Genomic DNA, 19,931 nt, shown 5'->3' with positions numbered 1-19,931 from the left:
CGGCCGCCGCGTCCTCCTAGCCTCGACGGCATGCTGGGACTCCCCGACCACGTCAGCGCCTGCCTCTTCGACCTCGACGGGGTGCTCACCCGGACCGCGAACGTCCACGCGGCCGCCTGGAAAGAGATGTTCGACGACTACCTGCGCCGGCGGGCCGACCGCGACGGTCCGCCCTTCGTGCCCTTCGACGCCGTGCACGACTACGACGAGTACGTGGACGGCCGCCCCCGCGAGGACGGCGTGCGCACCTTCCTCGCCTCCCGGGACATCACCCTGCCCGAGGGCGCCGCGAGCGACGGCCCGGACCGGGAGACGGTCCACGGCCTGGGCACCCGCAAGAACGACCTGGTGCTCCGCGCGATCCGCGAGCAGGGCGTGGAGGCCTACGAGGGCTCCGTGGCCTACGTGCGCGCCGCACGCGACGCGGGTCTGCGCCGCGCCGTCGTCTCCTCCAGCGCCAACTGCCGGGACGTGCTGGTGGCGGCCCGTATCGAGGACCTCTTCGAAGACCGTGTCGACGGCATCACCATCGCCGAGCGCGGACTGCGCGGCAAGCCCTCCCCCGACAGCTACCTGGCGGCCGCCCGCCTCTTCGCCACCGACCCGCGCGACGCCGCCGTGTTCGAGGACGCGCTGGCCGGGGTGGCCGCCGGCAAGGCGGGCGGCTTCGGTTTCGTCGTCGGCGTCGACCGCACCGGCCAGGCGGCCGAACTGCGCGCGCACGGGGCCGATGTCGTGGTCAGCGACCTCTCCGAACTGCTGGACCGCGGATGATCACTCACGAGAACTTCGCGACCGAGCCCTGGCGGCTGCGGGAGACGGCCCTCGACCTCGGCGTCCTCGCGCAGAGCGAATCCGTGTTCGCCCAGTCCAACGGCCATCTGGGCTGGCGCGGCAACCTCGACGAGGGCGAGCCCCACGGCCTGCCGGGCTCCTACCTCAACAGCGTCTACGCGAGCCACCCCCTCCCCTACGCCGAGGCCGGGTACGGGTATCCGGAGTCCGGGCAGACGACCGTCAACGTCACCGACGGCAAGGTCATCCGGCTGCTCGTCGACGACCACCCCTTCGACCTGCGCTACGGCGAGCTCCTCTCGCACGAACGGGTCCTGGACTTCCGTACCGGCGTCCTCAGCCGGTCCGCCGAGTGGACGACGCCCTCCGGCCGGACGGTACGCCTGACCTCGCACCGCTTGGTCTCCCTCGCACAGCGGGCCGTCGCGGCCATCTCGTACAGCGTGGAGACCGTGGGCGGTCCGGCCACCATCGCCGTGCAGTCCGAGCTCGTCGCCAACGAGCAGTTGCCCACCGCCTCCGGCGACCCGCGCATGGCCGCCGTCATCGACCGCCCGCTGCTCCCCGAGGAGCACTACGCGCACGACACCCGGCTGCGCCTGGTCCACTGCACGGCCACCAGCGGGCAGCGCGTCGCGGTGGCGGCCGACCACATCGTGAACGGCCCGGCCGGCACCGCGTGGGCCGCCGAGAGCGAACCGGACGTGGCCCGCCTGACGGTGACCGCCACCCTGGAGCCCGGACAGCGGCTCGAACTCGTCAAGTTCGTGGCCTACGGCTGGTCGGCGGAGCGCTCCCTGCCCGCCGTGCGCGACCAGGTGGAAGGCGGGCTGGCGGGCGCCCGCACCACCGGGTGGCAGGGGCTGCTCGACGCACAGCGGGCCTGCCTGGACGAGTTCTGGTCCAGTGCCGACGTCGAGGTGGAGGGCGACGAAGAGGTCCAGCAGGCCGTCCGGTTCGCCCTCTTCCACCTCTACCAGGCCTCCGCGCGAGGCGAGCGGCGCCCCATCCCCGCCAAGGGCCTCACGGGCACCGGTTATGACGGCCACGCCTTCTGGGACACCGAGTCCTTCGTCCTGCCCGTCCTCACCCACACCGCGCCGTACACCGTCGCCTCCGCCCTCGCGTGGCGGCATTCCACGCTGCCCGGCGCGCTGGAGCGCGCCCGTCAACTCGGCCTGGAGGGAGCGGCCTTCCCCTGGCGCACGATCAACGGCGCCGAGTGCTCCGCCTACTGGCCCGCCGGAACGGTCGCCTTCCACGTCAACGCCGACATCGCCGCGGCCGTCGAGCGGTACGTGTTCTCCACCGGCGACCGGGAGTTCTACGGCGGTCCCGGCCTCGACCTGCTGGTGCACACCGCCCGGCTCTGGCGCTCGCTCGGCCACTTCGACGCCGACGGCGTCTTCCACATCGACGGGGTCACCGGCCCCGACGAGTACAGCGCCATCGCGCGCGACAACCTCTACACCAACGCCATGGCCCGGCGGAACCTCCTCGCCGCGGCGGACGCCGTCTCGCGCCACCCCGACCGGGCACCGGACCTCGGCGTCAGCGCCGAGGAGATCGCGGACTGGCGCAACACCGCCGCGCGGACGGCCATCCCGTACAACGAGCGGCTGCAGGTGCACGAGCAGTCCGACGGCTTCACCGACCAGGAGCCCTGGGACTTCGACGCCACCTCCGAGGACCAGTACCCGCTGCTGCTGCACTTCCCGTACTTCCAGCTGTACCGCAAGCAGGTCGTCAAGCAGGCGGACCTGATCCTGGCCATGTTCACGTGCCCGGACGAGTTCACCGCCGAGGAGAAGGCCCGCAACTTCGCGTACTACGAGCCGCTGACGGTCAGGGACTCCTCCCTCTCCGCCTGCTGCCAGGCCGTGCTCGCCGCCGAGACCGGCCATCTGCGCCTCGCCTGGGCGTATACGCGCGAGGCGGCGCTGATGGACCTGGACGACCTCGAACACAACACGCGGGACGGCCTCCACATGGCCTCGCTCGCCGGCACCTGGATCGCCCTGGTCCAGGGCCTCGGCGGCCTGCGCCGCTTCCGTGCGGACCCGGCCGGGCTCCCGGGCGAGCAGCCGTCCGGGACCCCGCGGGCCGAGGAACAGGAATGGCCCCCGGTGCGCTTCGCGCCGCGCCTGCCGTCCTCGCTGACACGGCTGGCCTTCAACGTCCGTGTCCGGCAGCGGCTGATCCGGCTCGACATCAGCCGGTCAACGGCCCGCTACACGCTGCTGTCGGGAGAGCCCCTCACCGTGGCGCACCACGGCGCCCGGGTCGCGCTCTCCCAGGACACGCCGGCGGACCTCCCCGTCCCGCCCGCGCCCGACTCCCCCGAACCCCGCCAGCCCAAGGGCCGCGCCCCCGGCACCTGAGCCGCACGGCCCGGCACGCGGATGCGGCCTCAGGGCCGCTCCGGACCGGCCGCCGCCGCGCGCGGGGGCCACGCCGTGGGGTCCAGCAGGCCCAGGACGTAGGCGCGGGCGACCAGAGCGGGGCGGTTGGGTACGCCGAGCCGTCGGCAGAGGCGGGTCACGTGGTAGTTGACCCCGTCGACGGTGAGGCCCACCTCGCGGGCGATGGCCGCTCCCGACGCCCCCGCCGCGACGAGCGGCAGAATGCGCGCCTCCTGGGGGCCGAGGCCGTCGGCCGGGTCCTCCGGCGGCTGCTCGGACCGGCCCGCACCCGGCTCCTCGGTCAGCGAGACCAGCAGGCGGGGGACGTCGTCCTGCGGATCGGAGACCGGTTCGACGGTGACCCGGCCGTGGCGGGCCGCCCCCCGGACCTGCCAGCTCACCTCGACCGGGTAGCGGGACCTGCGGCGCGAGCGCAGCGCCTCGTCCAGCCTGCGCAGCTGCCGGTCGTTGGTCGGAGTGAGGATGTCGAGGAGGCGGCGCCCTTCCAGCTTGCCCGGCTGGAGCTGCCACGCGGAGGCGAACGCGGGGTTCGCGCCGAGGATCAGGCCGTACGCGTCGCTGATCGCCAGCGCCACGGGCGCCCTGTCGAAGAGGCTGACGAAACGTGACCGCCAGGCCGCCGCCGCGCCCGGAGCCTCCTCTGGCGGCTGTGTCACGCACTCTCCCCCTGCCACGGCCGGCTGCCCCCGATCAAGGCCCGGAACGGAAAACACCCCTACAAGAATAGGTAGTCGTCGTACCCGATCGCCCCCGAGGCCGCGTCACCGTGGACACACCACGCCTGACGTGACCAGAAGAGGCAGACGCCATGAATGAATCGCACAGCACCGCCGCCGGACCCCTCGACGACGAAGGCGCGCACCCGCCGGTCGTGGACGTGAGCGACACGGGGATGACGAGCACCCCGCTGCAGACGGCCATGGGGCACGCGCGCCGGCTCGGTCCGGTCTTCGTCCAGCGCTTCCACGACCGGGAGACCGTGTTCGTCAGCTCGGCGGAGCTGGTGGAGGAGCTCTCCGACGAGCAGCGCTTCGTCAAGGGCATCGGCCCGGCGCTGGAGAACGTGCGCGAGGTCGCCGCCGACGGGCTGTTCACCGCGTACAACGACGAGCCCAACTGGGCCAAGGCGCACGACATCCTGCTCCCGGCCTTCGCCCTCACCTCGATGCGGACCTACCACCCGCACATGCTGCGGGTCGCCAAGCGGCTCATCGGCTCCTGGGACGCCCGGTTCACCGCGGGCGCGGGCGTATCGGCCCCGGTCGACGTCGCCGAGGACATGACCCGGATGACCCTGGACACCATCGGCCTGTCCGGCTTCGGCTACGACTTCGCGTCCTTCGAGCGCGAGCGGGCGCACCCGTTCGTCCGGGCACTCGTCCGGGCCCTCGCCCACAGCCAGGCCAAGCTCGGCCGGGTGCCCGGCGCGGACCACACCGCCGAGGACGCGGCGTTCGCCGAGGACGCCGCCTACCTGGCCCGCGTCGTCGACGAGGTGATCGAGCGGCGCAAGGCCTCCGGGGACACCTCGACCGACGATCTGCTGGGACTGATGCTGGGCTCCCCGCACCCCCGGTCCGGCGAGGTGCTCGACGGGGCGAACATCAGGAACCAGGTGATCACCTTCCTGATCGCGGGCCACGAGACGACCTCGGGCGCCCTCTCGTTCGCGCTGTACCACCTCCTGAAGAACCCGGCGGTGCTGCACCTGGCCCAGGCCGAGACCGACGCCCTGTGGGGCGACGACCCGGACCCCGAGCCCTCCTTCGAGGACATCGGCCGGCTGCGCTACGTACGCCAGGTCCTGGGCGAGGCGCTGCGGCTGTGGCCGACCGCCGCCGCGTTCGCTCGCGAGGCGCGCGCCGACACCGTGATCGGCGGCCGCTACCCGGTCAGGGCGGGGCAGCGGATGGTGGTGCTGACGCCGATGCTGCACCGCGATCCGGTGTGGGGCGACAACGTGGAGGAGTTCGACCCGGACCGGTTCGCCGCCGAGGCCGAGGCGGCCCGCTCCCCGCACGCGTACAAGCCGTTCGGGACCGGGGAACGCGCCTGCATCGGGCGGCAGTTCGCCCTCCACGAGGCAACGATGCTGCTGGGCATGCTGGTGCACCGCTACCGCTTCGTCGACCAGGGGCGGTACGAGCTGCGCGTCAAGGAGACGCTCACGCTCAAGCCCGACGGGTTCACCATGGCCCTGGGCCGGCGCACCCCGGCCGACCGCTCCCGCAACCGCGCCGCCCTCGGGGCGGTCCTCCCCGCCGCCCACGGGGAGGACACCCGGGCGCCGGACACCGGGGCCTGCCCCACCCGGGCCGTTGCGGGTACGACGCTGACGCTGCTGCACGGATCCAACTTCGGCACCTGCCGCGCGTACGCGCGGGACCTGGCCGAAGCGGCGGCGGAGCTGGGCTTCGCCACGCGTGTCGCACCGCTCGACGACCACCGTGACGGCGGGCTGCCGACGGACGGACCGGTGGTCGTCGTCGCCGCGTCGTACAACGGACGGCCCACCGACGACGCGGCCGCGTTCGTCTCCTGGCTGACGCAGGCGGGCCCCGGCGCCGCGGCAGGGGTGCACTACGCCGTCCTGGGCGTCGGGGACCGCAACTGGGCCGCCACCTACCAGCAGGTACCCGCGCTCATCGACGGCCGCCTCGCCTCGGCGGGTGCGGCGCGGCTGATGGACCGCGGCGAGGCCGACGCCTCCGGGGACCTCGCGGGAGCGGTGCGCGGCTTCACCGCGGCCCTGCGCCGCACGCTCCTGGAACGCTACGGCGACCCGGCGTCCGTGGCCACCTCCCCGGCGGAGGAGGCGCCCGGCCCGGTGTACGAGGTCGTCGAGGTCACGGGTGGGCCGCTCGACGCACTGGCCCGGCGCCACGGCCTTCAGCCGATGACGGTCACGCACACCGGGGACCTCGCCGACCTCGGCCACCCGGCGGGCAGGGCGAAGCGCTTCCTGCGCATCGCGCTTCCCGAGGGGGTCGGCTACCGCACCGCCGACCACCTCGCCGTCCTCCCGGCCAACGACCCCGGCCAGGTGGAGCGGGCGGCCCGGGTCCTGGGCGTCGACCCGGAGTCGGTGCTGAACATCCGGGCCCGCCGATCCGGCCGCACCGCCCTGCCGCTCGACCGCCCCGTGTCCGTACGCGAACTGCTCGCCCGGTACGTCGAGCTCCAGGCGCCGGTGACGGCCGGGCAGGCGGCCGTCCTCGCGGCGCACAACCCGTGCCCGCCGGAGCGGGCCGCGCTGGAACGGATCGCGGCAGAGGCCGACGGCGCGGGCGGAGCCGGCGGAACCCGCCCGGGCAGCCTCGTGGACCTCGTCGAGGAGCACCCCGCGCTGCGGGGCCGTCTGCCGTGGCCCGTACTGCTGGAACTGCTGGAGCCGCTGCGGCCCCGCCACTACTCCATCTCCTCGTCCCCCTCGGCGGGTCCGGAGCGGGCAGACCTGATGATCTCGCTCCTGGAAGCCCCCCACCGCTCCGGCCGGGACGGCGTGTTCCGCGGAACGGGCTCCTCGTACCTGCACCGGGTACGTCCCGGCGACACCGTCCTCGCCCGGGTACAGCCCTGCCGGGAGGCCTTCCGCGTCCCGCACGACGAGCGGACGCCGGTCATCATGATCGGCGCGGGTACCGGCCTCGCGCCCTTCCGGGGGGCGATCGCCGACCGTCGCGCGCTGCGTGCGGCGGGAGCCGAGCTGGCGCCCGCGCTGTGCTACTTCGGCTGCGACCACCCGGAGGTGGACTACCTCCACCGGGCGGAACTGGAGGACGCCGACCGCGAGGGCGCCGTGTCCATGCGCCCCGCCTTCTCGCTGGCGCCCGAGGGCGGGGTCCGCTTCGTACAGCACCGGATCGAGGCGGAGGGCGAGGAAGTCTGGCGGCTGACCGAGGCGGGCGCCCGCATCCACGTCTGCGGGGACGGCTCCCGCATGGCCCCGGGCGTCCGCGAGGCCTTCCGGCAGCTGTACGTCCGGTACAGCGGGCAGGACGCTTCCACGGCCTCGGAGTGGCTCCGGGAGCTGGAGGCGGAAGGCCGCTACGTGGAGGACGTCTACGTCGGCGGCTGACGGACGAAAACTGCTCCGCAATTGACAGTTGAGGGCACGGCGGCCGGCCCCGGTGGATGATGAGCCCGACATGGCCGGAGCCACTGCGGGGACGCGCTCGTGTCCGCGACCTTCGGGGTGGGGCGGACGGTGGCTGCGGGCTGCCGTGTTCACCCTGATCAGCTCCGCGCTGGCGGTCGTCGGCCATCACCTGGCCTCAGAGGAGCCGGTGTCCTGGCTGCGGGCGGCCGCCGGTGCGGTGGTCGTCCTCGCCCTCTCGTGGTGCGCGGCGCGCCCGTGCCGGCCCGGGTGGCACGTGCTCGGCGCCACCGCCCTCGCGCAACTGCTGCTGCACCAGGCCCTGTCCGTGCCCCGGCCGGCAGGTCTCCAGCACGCCGAGGCGCACGGAGGCGTGCTGGGGATCGGCCGTACGGCCCACCACGGCACATGGCCGATGACGGCGGCGCACTGCGTGGCCGCGTGCGTGATGGCCCTGCTCATGCACCGCGCGGACCAGGCGCTGAGCCGCCTGCCGGACACGGTGGGCCGATGGGTCCAGGCCGCCGCCTCGGCGGCCCTCACGGCTTTCCGCGTCCGGTGCCGGCCAGGGGCGCGGCCGGCCCCGCGGACCGCACCCGTTGCGCTCGACGGCGTGGCCGTGCGACCGGCGGCGGCGACGGTGCTCTGTCACGCGGTGGTGCGCCGGGGGCCTCCTGACGGATGGGCGGGAGACGTTCCCCTGATCCTGACGGGCTCCTCGGCTGCGGGCCGGGGCCCGTCCCGCGTACCGAGAGGGTTCTCCATCATGAACAGTTCACGCACGCGCCGCCGGCTCCGCAGGGTGGCCCTCCAGCTGCGCAGGCTGTGCATCGCGGCCGTCGGCGCCGTGGTGGTCGTGGGTGTGGCCGCCGGACCGGCCTCCGCACACGCCGAGGTCACGGCCTCCGATCCGCGCGCGCTCGCCGAGAACGTGACGCTGTCGTTCACCTCCGAGGCCGAGTCGGAGACCGCCGGCATCAAGGAGCTGCGGGTGGTGCTGCCGAAGGGCATCGCGCCGGACGCCCTGACGCTGAAGGACGCGCCGAATGACTGGAAGCTGACGGCCACCGCGGACGGGTACACGATCGGTGGCCCGGTTCTGGCGACCGGCACGGACGCCGAGTACAGCGTCACCGTGCGCCAGCTGCCCGACGAGAAGTCCCTGGCCTTCAAGACCCTGGAGACCTACGGCGACGGAAAGATCGACCGCTGGATCGAGGTGCCCGCGGGCGGGGAGAAGGTCGACAACCCGGCTCCCCTGCTCGAACTGAAGGCGGCCGCCCCGGGAGCGAAGCTGATCGCCCCCGCCCCCTCCCCGAGCTCCGCCGCCCCCTCCGCCCCCTCCGCCCCCGCCTCTCCCGCCGCTCCCGCCGCGCAGTCCTCGGCGTCCGTCGCGTCCACGAGCGCAAGGGCAGCGAGCGATGAGGACGCGGGCGGCACCACGGGAGTCGTCGCCGGTGTGATCGCCGCCGTACTCCTGCTCGCTGCCGGCGGCACCTTCTGGTGGGTGCGCCGGGGCCGCGGCCACGCCTGACGAGACCCGTGGGGCCGGTGCACGGCGGACGCCGTGCACCGGCTACCCCGGCAGCGACGTGATGCGGACGGTGTCGCGCACGGTGACCTGGTCGATGTCGGTGGTGCGCACCGTGATGTTCAGGGTCCACACGCCGGGCATGGGGAGCCGCAGGTCGTAGGCGGCCCAGTACCCCTTCAGATTCTTGAGCTTGGCGTCGAGCGGGCCGATTCCGAGCGCGTCCTGGGTGAGCGAGAGCCGGAGCTCCGGGACGGTGGCGAGGCCGCCGTCCGGGGTGTAGACGACGGCTTCGACGGTGTTCTCGCCGACGCGGCCCGGCGTCAGCGTGATCTGCACCGTGCCCTGGTGGTTGGCGGTGCCCATGTCGAAGGGGACGGTGACCACCTGTGCCTGCGGCTCCGCCGCGGAGGCCACCGCGACCCTCTCCCCGGCGGCGCGGCTGGGCTGGGTGCCGGTGAGCACGGTGGTGACCACCAGGACCACGACGCCGAGCACGGCTTCGGCGGTCACCATCCGGCGCAGGCCCCGCCGGTACGCGTCGGCCTTGAAGCGGGGCGCCTCGGCCGTATCGCCCGGCCCGTCCCCGGCGGGTGCTTCGGCCGCGCCGCCGGGCTCCTGTCCCGCAGCGGGGGTGGGCGCGCCCACGCCTTGGGCGACCCGTACCCGCTCGGGGGCGGACACCGCCGGCATGAGCGCGGCCGTGACCGTGGCCGTGGCCGGCGACGCCTCGTGGCCGAGGCGGGCGGTCCAGCGGCGGGAGAAGGAGGCCGCACACAGCACCAGGACCACGGCGGCGATCTTCACGAGGAGGGTCTTGCCGTACGAAGTGGTGGACAGCGCCTCCCAGGAGCCGACCTGCCGCCACGACTGGTACACCCCGGTGGCGACCAGGACCGCGACGGCGTTGAAGGCCAGCGCCGAGAAGCGGCCGATCGCGGAGGCCGGGATCTCCCGGCCGTCGGATCCCCGGCGCCGGAGCAGGAGCAGCAGGGTGATCAGGCCGCCCAGCCAGACCCCCATGGCCAGCAGGTGCAGGACGGCGACGGGCACGGCCAGCGCCACCTGGATGCCGGCGGAGGCGTGTTCCGCGGCCGCCCACGTCACCGCCAGGGCCGAGGCGAACAGAGCGCCCGCCCAGCGGAGTCGGCCCCCGAAGCCGGTGCGGTCGGCGGTCCGTCGGGCCACCCACCTGAGCGACACCGCGGCAGCCGCCAGGAGCACGAGCCGTGCAACCAGCGCACGACCGGGCCTCCCGGTGAGGGTCCGGCCCAGCTGAGCCGGGTCGAAGGCCGACGTCAGCTGGCCGGCCGTCTCGTACGGGCCCCGCAGCAGCAACAGGGCCACCGTGGAGGCCGTCAGCGCCACCCACCCGAGTACCAGCAGTCTGCGTACCGGACGGACCGTCGCGGCCTCGGGCCAGCACACGAGGACGAACGCGGCAGCTCCGACGAGGAGGGCCAGACCGCTGTAGGCGAGGTAGCGCAAGACGCCGTACAGGCGGCCGACCGCCGTGTCGTCCGGTGAGCCGGTCGCCACCACGGCGGCGGTCTCGGAGGGCTTGCCGTTGGAGAAGACGAACGCGCCGGAGATCGGGTGGCCGTCGGCGGAGACGACCCGCCAGGCCACCGTGTAGGTGCCCTGGGGCAGCTTGCCGGACAGCTCCACCCGCGCGGTGTTGTCCTTGCCGTCCACGTGCCGCGCGGGACGCGGGTTCACGCGCTCGTTCTGCGGCGACAGGACTCTGAGGGAGTCCTCGGAGAAGCTGACCGACTCGGTGAAGGTGAGCGTGACGTACTGCGGAGCGGCCTTCAGGACGGCGCCGTCAGCGGGATCGGAGCCGCTCAGACCCGCATGGGCGAAGGCCGCCCCCGCCCCGCCGAGAACGAGGGCGAACACGGCGACCACCAGCGCCAGGGCGGTCAGTGGCGTCCCGACGGAGCGAGCCGGTCCAGTGTGCATGAAGGGGCGCTCTCCGGGTTGGCTGCCGTCAGCGGTGTCAGCGTCACGGGGCTGGAATTCATGACGGGGTGTGGACGATAGTGCGGCCCGCGCTGGAGCGGACCGGGTTGAGCAACTTCCGCCAAAGCGCGCCGCGCGATACCCGTCCGGAGCGGTTTTCCTGTATGTTCCCGGGCCCGCGGACGGGCGCGCCCCGGGCGGCGATCATGACGGGACCACCCGGGCGTACCAGTCGGCGGGGGTGGCCGGCATGGCCGACGTCCCTTCGCGGGTGGGCCGTACGGCGAGGATGTGGTCGACGCCCATGCGGCGTTCGGAGAAGGCGAGCGACGCGCCGGCCAGGTAGAGGCGCCACACCCGGGCGGTGGTCCGGCCGACGAGGCCCTCGATGTCGCTCCAGCGGCGTTCGAGGGTGGCGCGCCAGGCGTCGATGGTGGCCGTGTAGTGCTCGCGGAGGGATTCGGTGGACCGGACCTCCAGACCCGCGTCCTCCAGCAGGTCCACGGTCCGGCCGACCGGGCGCATGTGCATGTCGGGGGCGATGTACGTCTCGATGAAGGCGCCCCCGCCGGGCGCGTGGGCGCCGCGGGACATCTGCTGGATCAGGAGCCGGCCCTCGGGACGCAGGAGGCCGTGCAGCTTCGCGGCGAATTCGGGGTACTCGGCGTCGCCGACGTGTTCGCCCATCTCGACGGCGGCGGCCGCGTCATGGCCCCCGCCGTCGATGTCGCGCCAGTGCCGCAGCTGGACGTCCACCAGGTCGGCCACTCCCTCCCGTACGGCACGCTCGGCGACGAAGTCGCGCTGGGCGCGGGACAGGGTGACGGCGGTGACGCGCACCTTGTGCTCCCGGGCCGCGTGCACGGTGAGGGAGCCCCAGCCGCAGCCGACGTCGAGGAGCCGGTCACCGGCGCGCAGTCCGAGCTTGCGGCAGATCAGCTCCAGCTTGTCGCGCTGGGCGTCGGCGAGCGTGTACGCGGGGTCGTCGGGCCGCGTCCAGTAGGCGCAGGAGTACGCCATCGACTCGTCCAGCAGGAGTGCGTAGAAGTCGTTGGACAGGTCGTAGTGGTGGCTGATCGCGGCCCGGTCGCGGGAGGCGCTGTGCAGGGGGCCGGTCAGGCGCGCCCGCCCGTCGGGGCGCCGCGGGGGCGGTCCGGCAGCGCCCAGCCGTACGGCGAGGGCGGCGGCCGCGGCCAGGGCGGCCGGCCGGGGGCGTACCGGGGGCCGGTCGCGGACGGTCCGGCCGGCCCTCGACAGGGCGTCGGCGAGGTCGCCGTCGATGTCGAGGTCACCGGTGACGTAGGCCTCGGCGAGACCGAGCTCGCCCGGCTGCCACAGCACGCGGCGCAGGGCCTCGGGTGAACGGATCAGCACCAGGGGGGCGTCGGCCGGACCTGCCTGGCTGCCGTCCCACACGCGTACGCGCACCGGGAGGGGGCCGGGGAGGAAGTGGCCCAGGAGTTCTTCGAGTCGGTCGGCGGCGTGCCTCATCGGCGGGTCCCTTCGGCTGGGAGCGGCGGGCGGGCGTCGGGGTGGTGACTACCCGGCACGCCGCCCGGCTGCTGCGTTTCACCCGTACTTCGCAGCGGCCCGGCGGCCGGATTGGCCGGAACGCGTGCCGGTTCAGGCGGTGGTCAGGGCGGAGAGCTGTGCGGCCAGGGCCGCCGGCGGCGGGTAGGTGGCGCCCAGGGCGGTGACGTGCTTCCAGTGCAGGCGCCCGGCGCCGTCGACGATGAACACCGAGCGGCGCAGCCCGATCAGGGGTGCGGTGATGCCGAAGGACTTCGCGACCGTGCGCCCCTCATCGGACAGCAGCGGCATCCGCAGGCCCCTGCCGCGGGCGAACTCCTCGTGACTGTCGAGCCCTTGGGGGCTGATGCCCCACACGGTGGCCCCGGCGGACTCCAGTTCGGCCAGGCCGTCGGAGTAGGAGCACAGCTGGGCGGTGCACACCGGGGTGTCGTCTCCGGGGTAGAAGGCGAGGACGAGCGGCCGGCCGCGCTGTGCGCTCAGGGCGTAGTCGGCGCGGCGGAAGGTTTCACCGTCCAGGCGTCCGCCGGGCAGGGTGAAGTCGGCGATGACGTCCCCGGTCTTGGGGGTGCTGGCCATGAGGTACCTCGATCGTGGTCGGCCGGTGGTGTCCGGCGCTGTTCGGCGGGGGGGCTGGTGGATCAGGCGGGAAGGGGCATCAGGAGCAGGGGCTCGGTGGTGGGCCGGGGCGATCCTCCGGCGGGTTCGAGGGTGAGGCCGACCGCGCTCGCGTCGGCCGGCTCGCCGGTGAGGACGACCGTGCCGTCGTGGTCGATGAAGCCGGCCGGGCGCATGGCGCCGTCGTGGTCGAGCCACAGCTGGTACGTCTTGCCCGCACCGGGCGCGGGGAGGTTGCCCGCGGCGAAGACGGCCTTGTGCTGCCGTTCGGAGGCGACGACCGTGGTCAAGGCTCCGTTCGCGGCCCGTCCGTGGACGGTGCGGGCGTCGGGCGCCGCCAGGACGGCGCCGACCTCGTCCAGTTGCCCCCGCGCCTGGCGGGCCTGCTGCCTGAGGTCCTGCCCGCTCTGCTGCTGCCACACGGCGAGGCCGCCGAGCAGGGCGAGCGCCACGCTCGCGGCCAGAGCCAGGGGTACGGCCCTGCGGCGCAGGGCGAGACCACGGGTGGGTGCGGGGGCGGAGGTGGTGGCGGTGACCCGCGGAGGCAGCTGACGTACCTCCTCGATGGCGGCCATGACCAGCGGTTTGGCTGCCGCGGGGGGCGGCTGCGCGACCGCCGCCGCCAGGCGTGCCGTGGTCGCCTCGAACTCGGCGGCTTCCTGCCGGCAGGCCGCGCAGGCCCGCAAGTGGGCTTCGAAGTGTGTGCGTTCACCGGGTTCCAGAGCGCCGAGGGCATGGGCGGCGGCGAGGGTGTGGGCATCGGACGTGCGGTGTTTCATGTGGTCACCCCCGTGCAGATGGTGGCAGGCGGCGTGCGCAGGACCACCTCACGGTAGATGAGTCCCTGGCCGGCCGGCGGCGTGGCGGGCACCTGCGGGGAGGGGTTGGGTTCACCGGCGCTGCTCCGGCCGTGACGTACGGGCGAAGGGGCCGTCCGGAACGGCCTTCGGGGGGCGGGGTGTCCATGCATGCCGGTCCTTGTCCCTCGTCGTTCACGCAGGTGGGGTGTCGGCAGTTCTTCGTAGCGGACAGCTGTGCGGATGGGAGGCCGCTCCGTCCGCCCCCGTCGCGGAGGCACGGGCCGCGGCCTGGGGCGGCCCCTGCCCGATGGGTGGCCGGCCGCTCTTTCGGGTGAGCGGCCAATCCGCCCGGCGGGGGCCGCCGAATGGCGGGTGTGACCACCTTCCGCAGCACCCTTTCCCGAGCCGCCCCGGGCGCGCTGGCCGGACTCCTGTCCGCGTTCACGGCTCTCGCGCTCGCCGAGCTGGTTGCCGGGCTGGTGCGGCCGACCGCGGGGCCGGTGACCGTGGTGGGCGGGGCGGTGATCGACCGGACGCCGGCCGCGGTGAAGGACTTCGCGATCCGTACGTTCGGGGAGGACGACAAGGCCGTCCTGCAGCTCGGGATCCTCGTCGTCCTCGCCTTCATCGCCATGGGGCTGGGCGTGCTCAGCCTGCGCCATCGCCGTGCCGGCGCCGCAGGTGTGCTGCTGTTCGGGGTCGTGGGCGCCTTCGCGGCCCTGACGCGTCCGGACTCCGCCGGTGTCGGCGACGCACTCCCCTCGGTCGCCGGAGGAGTCGCGGGCGCGTTCGCCCTCTGGTTCCTGGCGTCGAAAGCCGCGCGTCAGCCCGCGGGCGGCGAGGGCGGCGGCGGGGCCGGGTGGAACAGGCGGGGCTTCCTGACCGCGGCGGCCGCCACCGCCGTCGCGGCCACGGCCTCGGGTGCGCTCGGCCGGTTCCTCGTCGACCGGAAGGGCCAGGGCGCCGTCGCCTCCCGCGACGCACTCGTACTGCCGGAACCCGCCTCCCCGGCGACCGCCGTTCCGGCGGGGGCCGAGCTGAAGGTGCCCGGCATCAGCCCGTTCACCACACCGAACCGGGACTTCTACCGCGTCGACACCGCGCTCGTCGTGCCCAGGGTCGATGCCGGCACCTGGCGGCTGCGGATCCACGGCAAGGGCGTCGCCCGTCCCCGTACCCACACCCTCGACCAGCTCCTCGCCCGCCCCCTCATCGAACGCGACATCACCCTCACCTGTGTGTCCAACGAGGTCGGCGGCCCCTACATCGGCAACGCCCGCTGGCTCGGCGTCCCCCTCGCCGAACTCCTCCGGGAGGCGGGCGTCCGGCCCCCTTCCCGTGGCGGCAAGGCGGACCAGCTGGTGGCCCGCTCCGTGGACGGCATGACCCTCGGCTCCCCCGTCGAGGACGTCATGGACGGCCGCGACGCGATGCTCGCGGTGGGCATGAACGGCGAGCCCCTGCCCTTCGACCACGGCTTTCCCGTCCGCATGCTCGTCCCCGGCCTGTACGGCTACGTATCGGCCTGCAAGTGGATCACCGACCTCGAACTCACCACCTTCGACGCCTACGACCCCTACTGGGTCAAGCGCAGCTGGGCCCGCCGCGCACCGATCAAGACCCAGGCGCGGATCGACACCCCGAAGCCCTTCGCGCGTCCCGCCGCCGGCGCCGTCACCGTCGGCGGCGTCGCCTGGGCCCAGCGCCGCGGCATCACCCGCGTCGAGGTGCGCGTCGACGACGGCCGGTGGCAGGACGCCGACCTCGCCGTACAGGACACCGTCGACACCTGGCGCCCGTGGTCGTACCGCTGGAACGCCACCCCCGGCGGGCACACGCTCACCGTCCGCGCCACCGACGGCGCCGGCCGGGTGCAGACCGAAGAGCGCGCCCGGACCGTCCCCGACGGCGCGAGCGGCTGGCACAGCGTCTTCGTCACCGTCTCCTGAGACCGTGACACAGGCCCGGCACCTCCTCGGACGACGAGGAGGTGCCGGGCCACACCTGTGCGGACGACCGTCCGGGATACGGCTGCTACCAGGAGGACTTGGTCACTCCGGGCAGGAACCCGGCATGCGCCTGCTCACGCATCCGGACGCGCGAGAGCCCGAACTTCCGCAGGTGTCCGCGGGGCCGGCCGTCCACGCTGTCCCGGTTGCGCACCCGGGTGGCGCTCGCGTCGCGGGGCTGCCCGCGCAGCTCCGCCAGCGCCGCGCGCCGCTCGGCCGCCGTGGCGGACGGCCGCCGCAGGACCTCCTTCAGCTCGGCGCGCCGCGCGGCGTACCGCTCGACCGTCGCCTTGCGCTTCTCGTTCTGCGCGATCTTGCTCTTCCTGGCCATCAGACCTTCACCCCCCGGGCGCGGATCCGGGCCACCGCGGCCTCGATGCCGATGACGTCGATGGTCTTGACCGCCTTGGCGCTCAGGGTCAGGCGCACGTGGCGCCCCTCGCCCGGCAGCCAGTAGCGCTTGCTCTGGATGTTGGGGTCGAAGCGGCGGGAGGTACGCCGGTGCGAGTGGGAGATGTTGTTGCCGAAGCCCGGCCGGGCGCCGGTCAGCTGGCAGTGGGCGGACAAAGTGCTACCTGCCCCTCTCTGGACGGAAGTGGTTATTGGAAACGATTTCCATTCCCGTATAGTAGCGGCATGGCACGCAACGAGATACGTCCCGTCGTCAAACTCCGCTCCACGGCGGGGACCGGCTACACGTACGTCACCCGCAAGAACCGGCGGAACGACCCGGACCGCCTGGTCCTGCGCAAGTTCGACCCGGTGGTGCGCCGGCACGTCGACTTCCGCGAAGAGCGCTGACCGGCCCCCGCCCCTCCCCCGCCCCGAAGGACACCGACATGAAGCCCGGAATCCACCCCGCCTACGGCCCCGTCGTCTTCCGCGACAAGGCCGCCGACTTCGCCTTCCTCACCCGCTCGACCGCCACCAGCGACAAGACGGTGGAGTGGGAGGACGGCAACACCTACCCCGTCATCGACGTGGAGATCTCCTCGCGGAGCCACCCCTTCTACACCGGCACCGCCCGCGTCCTGGACACCGCCGGCCGCGTCGAGCGCTTCCAGCGCCGGTACGGGAGCACGTCGTGACCCTGCCCGTCGTCATCGTCGGCGGGCTCCATGCGGACGCCCGCAAGGAAGTCGTGGAGCGCCTGCTGCACACCGTCCCCGGCAGCATCGCCCTCCACCACGACCTGGCCACGGCAGCGCAGGGCACGGTCCTGCGCGTGGTGCGCGACGCCTCGGGCGAGCTGTCCCGGGGCGAGACGCCCCTCGTCAACGACTGCGCCTGCTGCGCACTGCGCGAGGACCTCGTCCCCGAGCTGGAACGGCTGGCCGGCAGCGGCCTGACCCGGCTGGCCGTCGTCGAACTGTGGGACTCCGTCGAGCCCAAGGCGATGGCCGAGGTCGTCGCCGCGCACGGCGCCCGCGCGCTCGAACTCACCGGCGTGATCACCGCGGTGGACCCGGCGCTCGTCCTGCCGTACCTCGTCAACGGCGACGACCTGGCCGACGCGGGCCTCGCGGCCGCCGCCACCGATCAGCGCACCGTCGGGGACACCTGGGCGCGGCAGCTCGAATACGCGCCCGTGCTCGCCCTCGTCGACAGCGGGGAGGCCGGCGCCGAGGACCGTGCCCTGCTCGCCCAGCTCCATCCGACCGCCCGCCGGGTGGCCGCCGACAGCGGCGAGCTGGCCGCGCTGGCCCTCGCCGGGTTCGACGTGGAGGCCGCGGCCGCCGCCCAGCACCCGGCCTGCGCCCTCCTCCCCCAGGAGGCGGACGAGGCCGGAGTGACCACCCTGGTCTGGCACCGCCGCCGCCCCTTCCACCCCGAACGCCTCTACGAGGCGCTGGAGGACCTCTGCTGCGCCGCCGCCCGCAGCCGCGGCCGCTTCTGGCTCGCGGACCGCCCCGACACCCTGCTCGCCTGGGACTCCGCGGGCGGCGCCCTGTGCGTGGAGAACACCGGCCCCTGGCTCGCGTCACTGCCGGACGCCGCCTGGGAGCTGGTCCCGCCGATGCGGCGGGCGGCGGCCTCGCTCGACTGGCACCCCGACCACGGCGACTGCTGCCAGCACCTCGTCTTCACCTCCCCCGGCCTCGACCGGCCCGGCCTGGAGCAACTCCTCGAGTCCTGCCTCCTCACCGACGCCGAATACGCGGCGGGACCCGAGGCGTGGAAGTGCCTTCCCGCCGCCTTCGACTCGCTGCTCGACCCCGTCTCGTAAGCCCGTACACCCAACCCCCGAAAGGAACACGCATGGCCCGCCGCCAGAACCCCCACAAGCCGCTCAGGTCCCGCCCCAACCCGCTGGACACGGCGGGGATCACCTCCATCGACTACAAGGACACCGACCTGCTGAGGAAGTTCGTCTCCGACCGCGGCAAGATCCGCAGCCGCCGCGTCACCCGCGTCACGGCCCGGCAGCAGCGCGAGCTCGCCGCCGCCGTCAAGACCGCCCGGGAGATGGCCCTGCTCCCGTACGGCACCCGATAGACCCCGGCAACAACCCGACTCACCCAGGAGTCTCAATGACGAAGTCAAGCCGCCTGCGTGACCGGCGGAGCGGAGGTGAAGACTCGTCCGTCACGCAGCAGCGCCCACAGAACGCTGGCCCGTCGACGGGCGAGAGCGATGACGGCCTGGACGTGTTTGCAGCCCTCGCCGCGCTTCTTGAGGTAGAAGTCCCGGTTCGGCCCGTCGCGGATGATGCTGGTCTGCGCGGACAGGTAGAACACCCGTCGCAGACGGCGGCTGTAACGCTTGGGCCGGTGGAGGTTGCCGGTCCGGCGGCCGGAGTCACGCGGCACGGGCACGAGCCCTGCCGCCGAGGCCAGATGGCCTGCATCGACGTATGCGGACAGGTCGCCGGCGGCGACGACGAACTCGGCGCCGAGTGTCGGGCCCATGCCGGGCATGGACTCGATGATCTCGGCTTGCGGATGGCTGCAGAACGTCTCGCGGATCTGCTTGTCGATCCGCTTCAGCCGGTCGTCCAGGGCCAGGATCTGTCCAGCCAGGTCGGCCACGATCTGTGCGGCGATCTCCTCACCGGGCAGCGCAGCCTGCTGGGCCCGGGCCGCCCTCAATGCGGTCGCGGCGACGCTGTCCGCACTTCGCACGCTGCGGTTGGCCAGCCAGGCCGTGAGGCGTGCCCGGCCGCGGCGGCGGATTGCGCCCGGGGTCTGGCAGCCCGTCAACAAGACCAGTGCGCCCTTCTGCGAGCTGTAGTCGAAGGCACGCTCCAGGGCGGGGAAGATCCCGGTCAGTACGTCGCGCAGTCGGTTGATCATCCTCGTGCGGTCGGCCACCAGGTCCGAGCGGTGGCCAGTCAGGAGGGCGAGGTCGGCGGCGAGTTGGGCGGGCACGTCGATGGCGGCGAAGTCGTTGCGGTGGCGGGCGGTCTCGGCGATGACGTAGGCGTCGCGGGCATCGGTCTTCGCCTCGCCCCGGTAGGCACCCGACATGCGGTTGACCGTGCGGCCGGGCACGTAGACGGCCCGCTGGCCGTGAGCCGCGAGCAGGGCAAGCAGCAGCGCGGACGATGTGCCGGAGATGTCCACCGCCCAACGGACCTCGTCCGCCAGGTCGAGGATTTCACCGAGTGCGGTCAAGATCGCCGCCTCGTCGTTATCGACCTTCCTCGACCACAGCGTTGCCCCGGTCTCATCGACCACAGCCGCCCAGTGGTGGCCTTTACCGGCATCGATACCGGTCCAGACCCGGGCCTTCCGCTCCCTCATTCGCCCCTCCTCGTTCCGCACCAACAGCCGTCGGCCCGAGGAACACCCCGCTGTCATCTCCGCAATCAGCGACCGCACGAAGCGCGCACATCTCAATCAGCAGCCAGGGCGCCCCGGAGAGCCGGACGGCCACTCCTGGGAAGCCACTGAAGACAAGACCCCATAAGCCACATCCGGCCCTCCCGGGCCACCTAACAACTTACGGAGGACCCCATGGCCGTCCCCAAGAGGAAGACGTCCCGCAGCAACACCCGCCACCGCCGGGCCCAGTGGAAGGCCACCGCGCCGCAGCTGGTCCCGGTCACGGTCGACGGCTCCGTGTACCAGGTGCCGCAGCGCCTGGTGAAGGCGTACGAGCGCGGCCTGCTCCGCCCCGAGAGCTGAGCCGCCGCCGGGGCACGGCCTGCTGACGGTCCGGTAGATT

At 73.6% G+C, this 19,931-nt stretch carries 18 protein-coding genes; 10 read left to right on the top strand and 8 right to left on the bottom strand.

Annotated features, from left to right (window positions below):
- Positions 1 to 30: 30 nt before the first annotated feature.
- Together IE248_RS10275 and IE248_RS10270 are read left to right on the top strand one after the other, a co-directional pair.
- Complete coding sequence (locus IE248_RS10275; RefSeq protein ID WP_190030548.1) at positions 31 to 774, top strand: beta-phosphoglucomutase family hydrolase; 744 nt, start codon at positions 31 to 33, stop codon at positions 772 to 774.
- The gene (locus tag IE248_RS10270) at positions 771 to 3,176 is read left to right on the top strand and encodes a glycoside hydrolase family 65 protein (RefSeq protein ID WP_190030547.1); all 2,406 of its coding nucleotides are present in this window, start codon (positions 771 to 773) and stop codon (positions 3,174 to 3,176) included. Before IE248_RS10275 ends, IE248_RS10270 begins: the two co-directional genes overlap by 4 nt.
- A 29-nt stretch (positions 3,177 to 3,205) precedes the next feature.
- Here the strand turns inward: IE248_RS10270 and IE248_RS10265 are convergent, their stop codons facing one another.
- The gene (locus IE248_RS10265; RefSeq protein ID WP_190030546.1) at positions 3,206 to 3,874 is read right to left on the bottom strand and encodes a PAS domain-containing protein; all 669 of its coding nucleotides are present in this window, start codon (positions 3,872 to 3,874) and stop codon (positions 3,206 to 3,208) included.
- 152 nt (positions 3,875 to 4,026) lie between these two features.
- On the opposite strand from IE248_RS10265, the gene IE248_RS10260 reads away from it, so the two are divergent.
- Positions 4,027 to 7,296 carry a bifunctional cytochrome P450/NADPH--P450 reductase gene (locus IE248_RS10260; RefSeq protein ID WP_190030545.1) on the top strand — a complete coding sequence of 1,090 codons (3,270 nt, stop codon included), beginning with the start codon at positions 4,027 to 4,029 and terminating at the stop codon, positions 7,294 to 7,296.
- A gap of 145 nt (positions 7,297 to 7,441) precedes the next feature.
- The gene (locus tag IE248_RS37265; protein WP_229895234.1) at positions 7,442 to 8,848 is read left to right on the top strand and encodes a DUF1775 domain-containing protein; all 1,407 of its coding nucleotides are present in this window, start codon (positions 7,442 to 7,444) and stop codon (positions 8,846 to 8,848) included.
- A 42-nt stretch (positions 8,849 to 8,890) separates the two neighbouring features.
- Here the strand turns inward: IE248_RS37265 and IE248_RS10250 are convergent, their stop codons facing one another.
- From IE248_RS10250 to IE248_RS10235, 4 genes are all read right to left on the bottom strand, one after another.
- The gene (locus tag IE248_RS10250; protein ID WP_190030544.1) at positions 8,891 to 10,807 is read right to left on the bottom strand and encodes a copper resistance CopC/CopD family protein; all 1,917 of its coding nucleotides are present in this window, start codon (positions 10,805 to 10,807) and stop codon (positions 8,891 to 8,893) included.
- 204 nt (positions 10,808 to 11,011) lie between these two features.
- Positions 11,012 to 12,298 carry a class I SAM-dependent methyltransferase gene (locus IE248_RS10245; RefSeq protein ID WP_190030543.1) on the bottom strand — a complete coding sequence of 429 codons (1,287 nt, stop codon included), beginning with the start codon at positions 12,296 to 12,298 and terminating at the stop codon, positions 11,012 to 11,014.
- Positions 12,299 to 12,430: 132 nt separating this feature from the next.
- Positions 12,431 to 12,916, bottom strand: a complete 486-nt coding sequence (locus IE248_RS10240) for a peroxiredoxin (protein WP_190030542.1) — start codon at positions 12,914 to 12,916, stop codon at positions 12,431 to 12,433.
- Positions 12,917 to 12,978: 62 nt separating this feature from the next.
- Complete coding sequence (locus IE248_RS10235) at positions 12,979 to 13,734, bottom strand: anti-sigma factor (RefSeq protein ID WP_190030541.1); 756 nt, start codon at positions 13,732 to 13,734, stop codon at positions 12,979 to 12,981.
- 386 nt (positions 13,735 to 14,120) lie between these two features.
- Here IE248_RS10235 and IE248_RS10230 point away from each other — a divergent pair, with 386 nt between their 5' ends.
- Positions 14,121 to 15,704: a molybdopterin-dependent oxidoreductase gene (locus tag IE248_RS10230; RefSeq protein ID WP_190030540.1), complete on the top strand. Its 1,584-nt coding sequence runs from the start codon at positions 14,121 to 14,123 to the stop codon at positions 15,702 to 15,704.
- 85 nt (positions 15,705 to 15,789) lie between these two features.
- Here IE248_RS10230 and rpsN read toward each other — a convergent pair whose 3' ends face one another.
- Both rpsN and rpmB read right to left on the bottom strand, forming a co-directional pair.
- On the bottom strand, positions 15,790 to 16,095 hold the full coding sequence (gene rpsN, locus IE248_RS10225; protein WP_037798683.1) for a 30S ribosomal protein S14: 306 nt from the start codon (positions 16,093 to 16,095) through the stop codon (positions 15,790 to 15,792).
- Positions 16,095 to 16,331, bottom strand: coding sequence for a 50S ribosomal protein L28 (rpmB, locus tag IE248_RS10220; RefSeq protein ID WP_073798035.1), 237 nt, complete (start codon positions 16,329 to 16,331; stop codon positions 16,095 to 16,097). The genes rpsN and rpmB overlap by 1 nt, the downstream gene beginning before the upstream one ends.
- Before the next feature lie 69 nt (positions 16,332 to 16,400).
- Between rpmB and rpmG the strand changes: the two genes are divergently transcribed.
- The 4 genes from rpmG to rpsR are packed head-to-tail and all read left to right on the top strand — an operon-like array spanning position 16,401 to position 18,260.
- Positions 16,401 to 16,565, top strand: coding sequence for a 50S ribosomal protein L33 (gene rpmG / locus IE248_RS10215; RefSeq protein WP_037798680.1), 165 nt, complete (start codon positions 16,401 to 16,403; stop codon positions 16,563 to 16,565).
- 38 nt (positions 16,566 to 16,603) lie between these two features.
- Positions 16,604 to 16,852, top strand: a complete 249-nt coding sequence (locus IE248_RS10210) for a type B 50S ribosomal protein L31 (RefSeq protein ID WP_037798679.1) — start codon at positions 16,604 to 16,606, stop codon at positions 16,850 to 16,852.
- Positions 16,849 to 17,991, top strand: coding sequence for a CobW family GTP-binding protein (locus tag IE248_RS10205; RefSeq protein ID WP_190030539.1), 1,143 nt, complete (start codon positions 16,849 to 16,851; stop codon positions 17,989 to 17,991). Before IE248_RS10210 ends, IE248_RS10205 begins: the two co-directional genes overlap by 4 nt.
- A gap of 32 nt (positions 17,992 to 18,023) precedes the next feature.
- A complete protein-coding gene (rpsR, locus tag IE248_RS10200; protein ID WP_073798032.1) occupies positions 18,024 to 18,260 on the top strand; it encodes a 30S ribosomal protein S18 in 237 nt (78 codons plus the stop codon).
- Between the two features lie 44 nt (positions 18,261 to 18,304).
- On the opposite strand, the gene IE248_RS10195 is transcribed toward rpsR, so the two are convergent.
- Positions 18,305 to 19,507 (bottom strand): IS110 family RNA-guided transposase, encoded by a 1,203-nt coding sequence (locus tag IE248_RS10195; protein ID WP_190030538.1) that lies wholly within the window; start codon positions 19,505 to 19,507, stop codon positions 18,305 to 18,307.
- 213 nt (positions 19,508 to 19,720) lie between these two features.
- Here IE248_RS10195 and rpmF point away from each other — a divergent pair, with 213 nt between their 5' ends.
- Complete coding sequence (gene rpmF, locus IE248_RS10190; RefSeq protein WP_190030537.1) at positions 19,721 to 19,891, top strand: 50S ribosomal protein L32; 171 nt, start codon at positions 19,721 to 19,723, stop codon at positions 19,889 to 19,891.
- The last annotated feature ends 40 nt before the right edge of the window (positions 19,892 to 19,931 follow it).

The sequence above is a fragment of the Streptomyces goshikiensis genome, from assembly GCF_014650555.1.
Lineage (GTDB): Bacteria > Actinomycetota > Actinomycetes > Streptomycetales > Streptomycetaceae > Streptomyces > Streptomyces goshikiensis.
The sequence above is the reverse complement of the archived record's forward strand: the minus strand, read 5'-3'. Positions and strand labels throughout refer to the sequence as shown.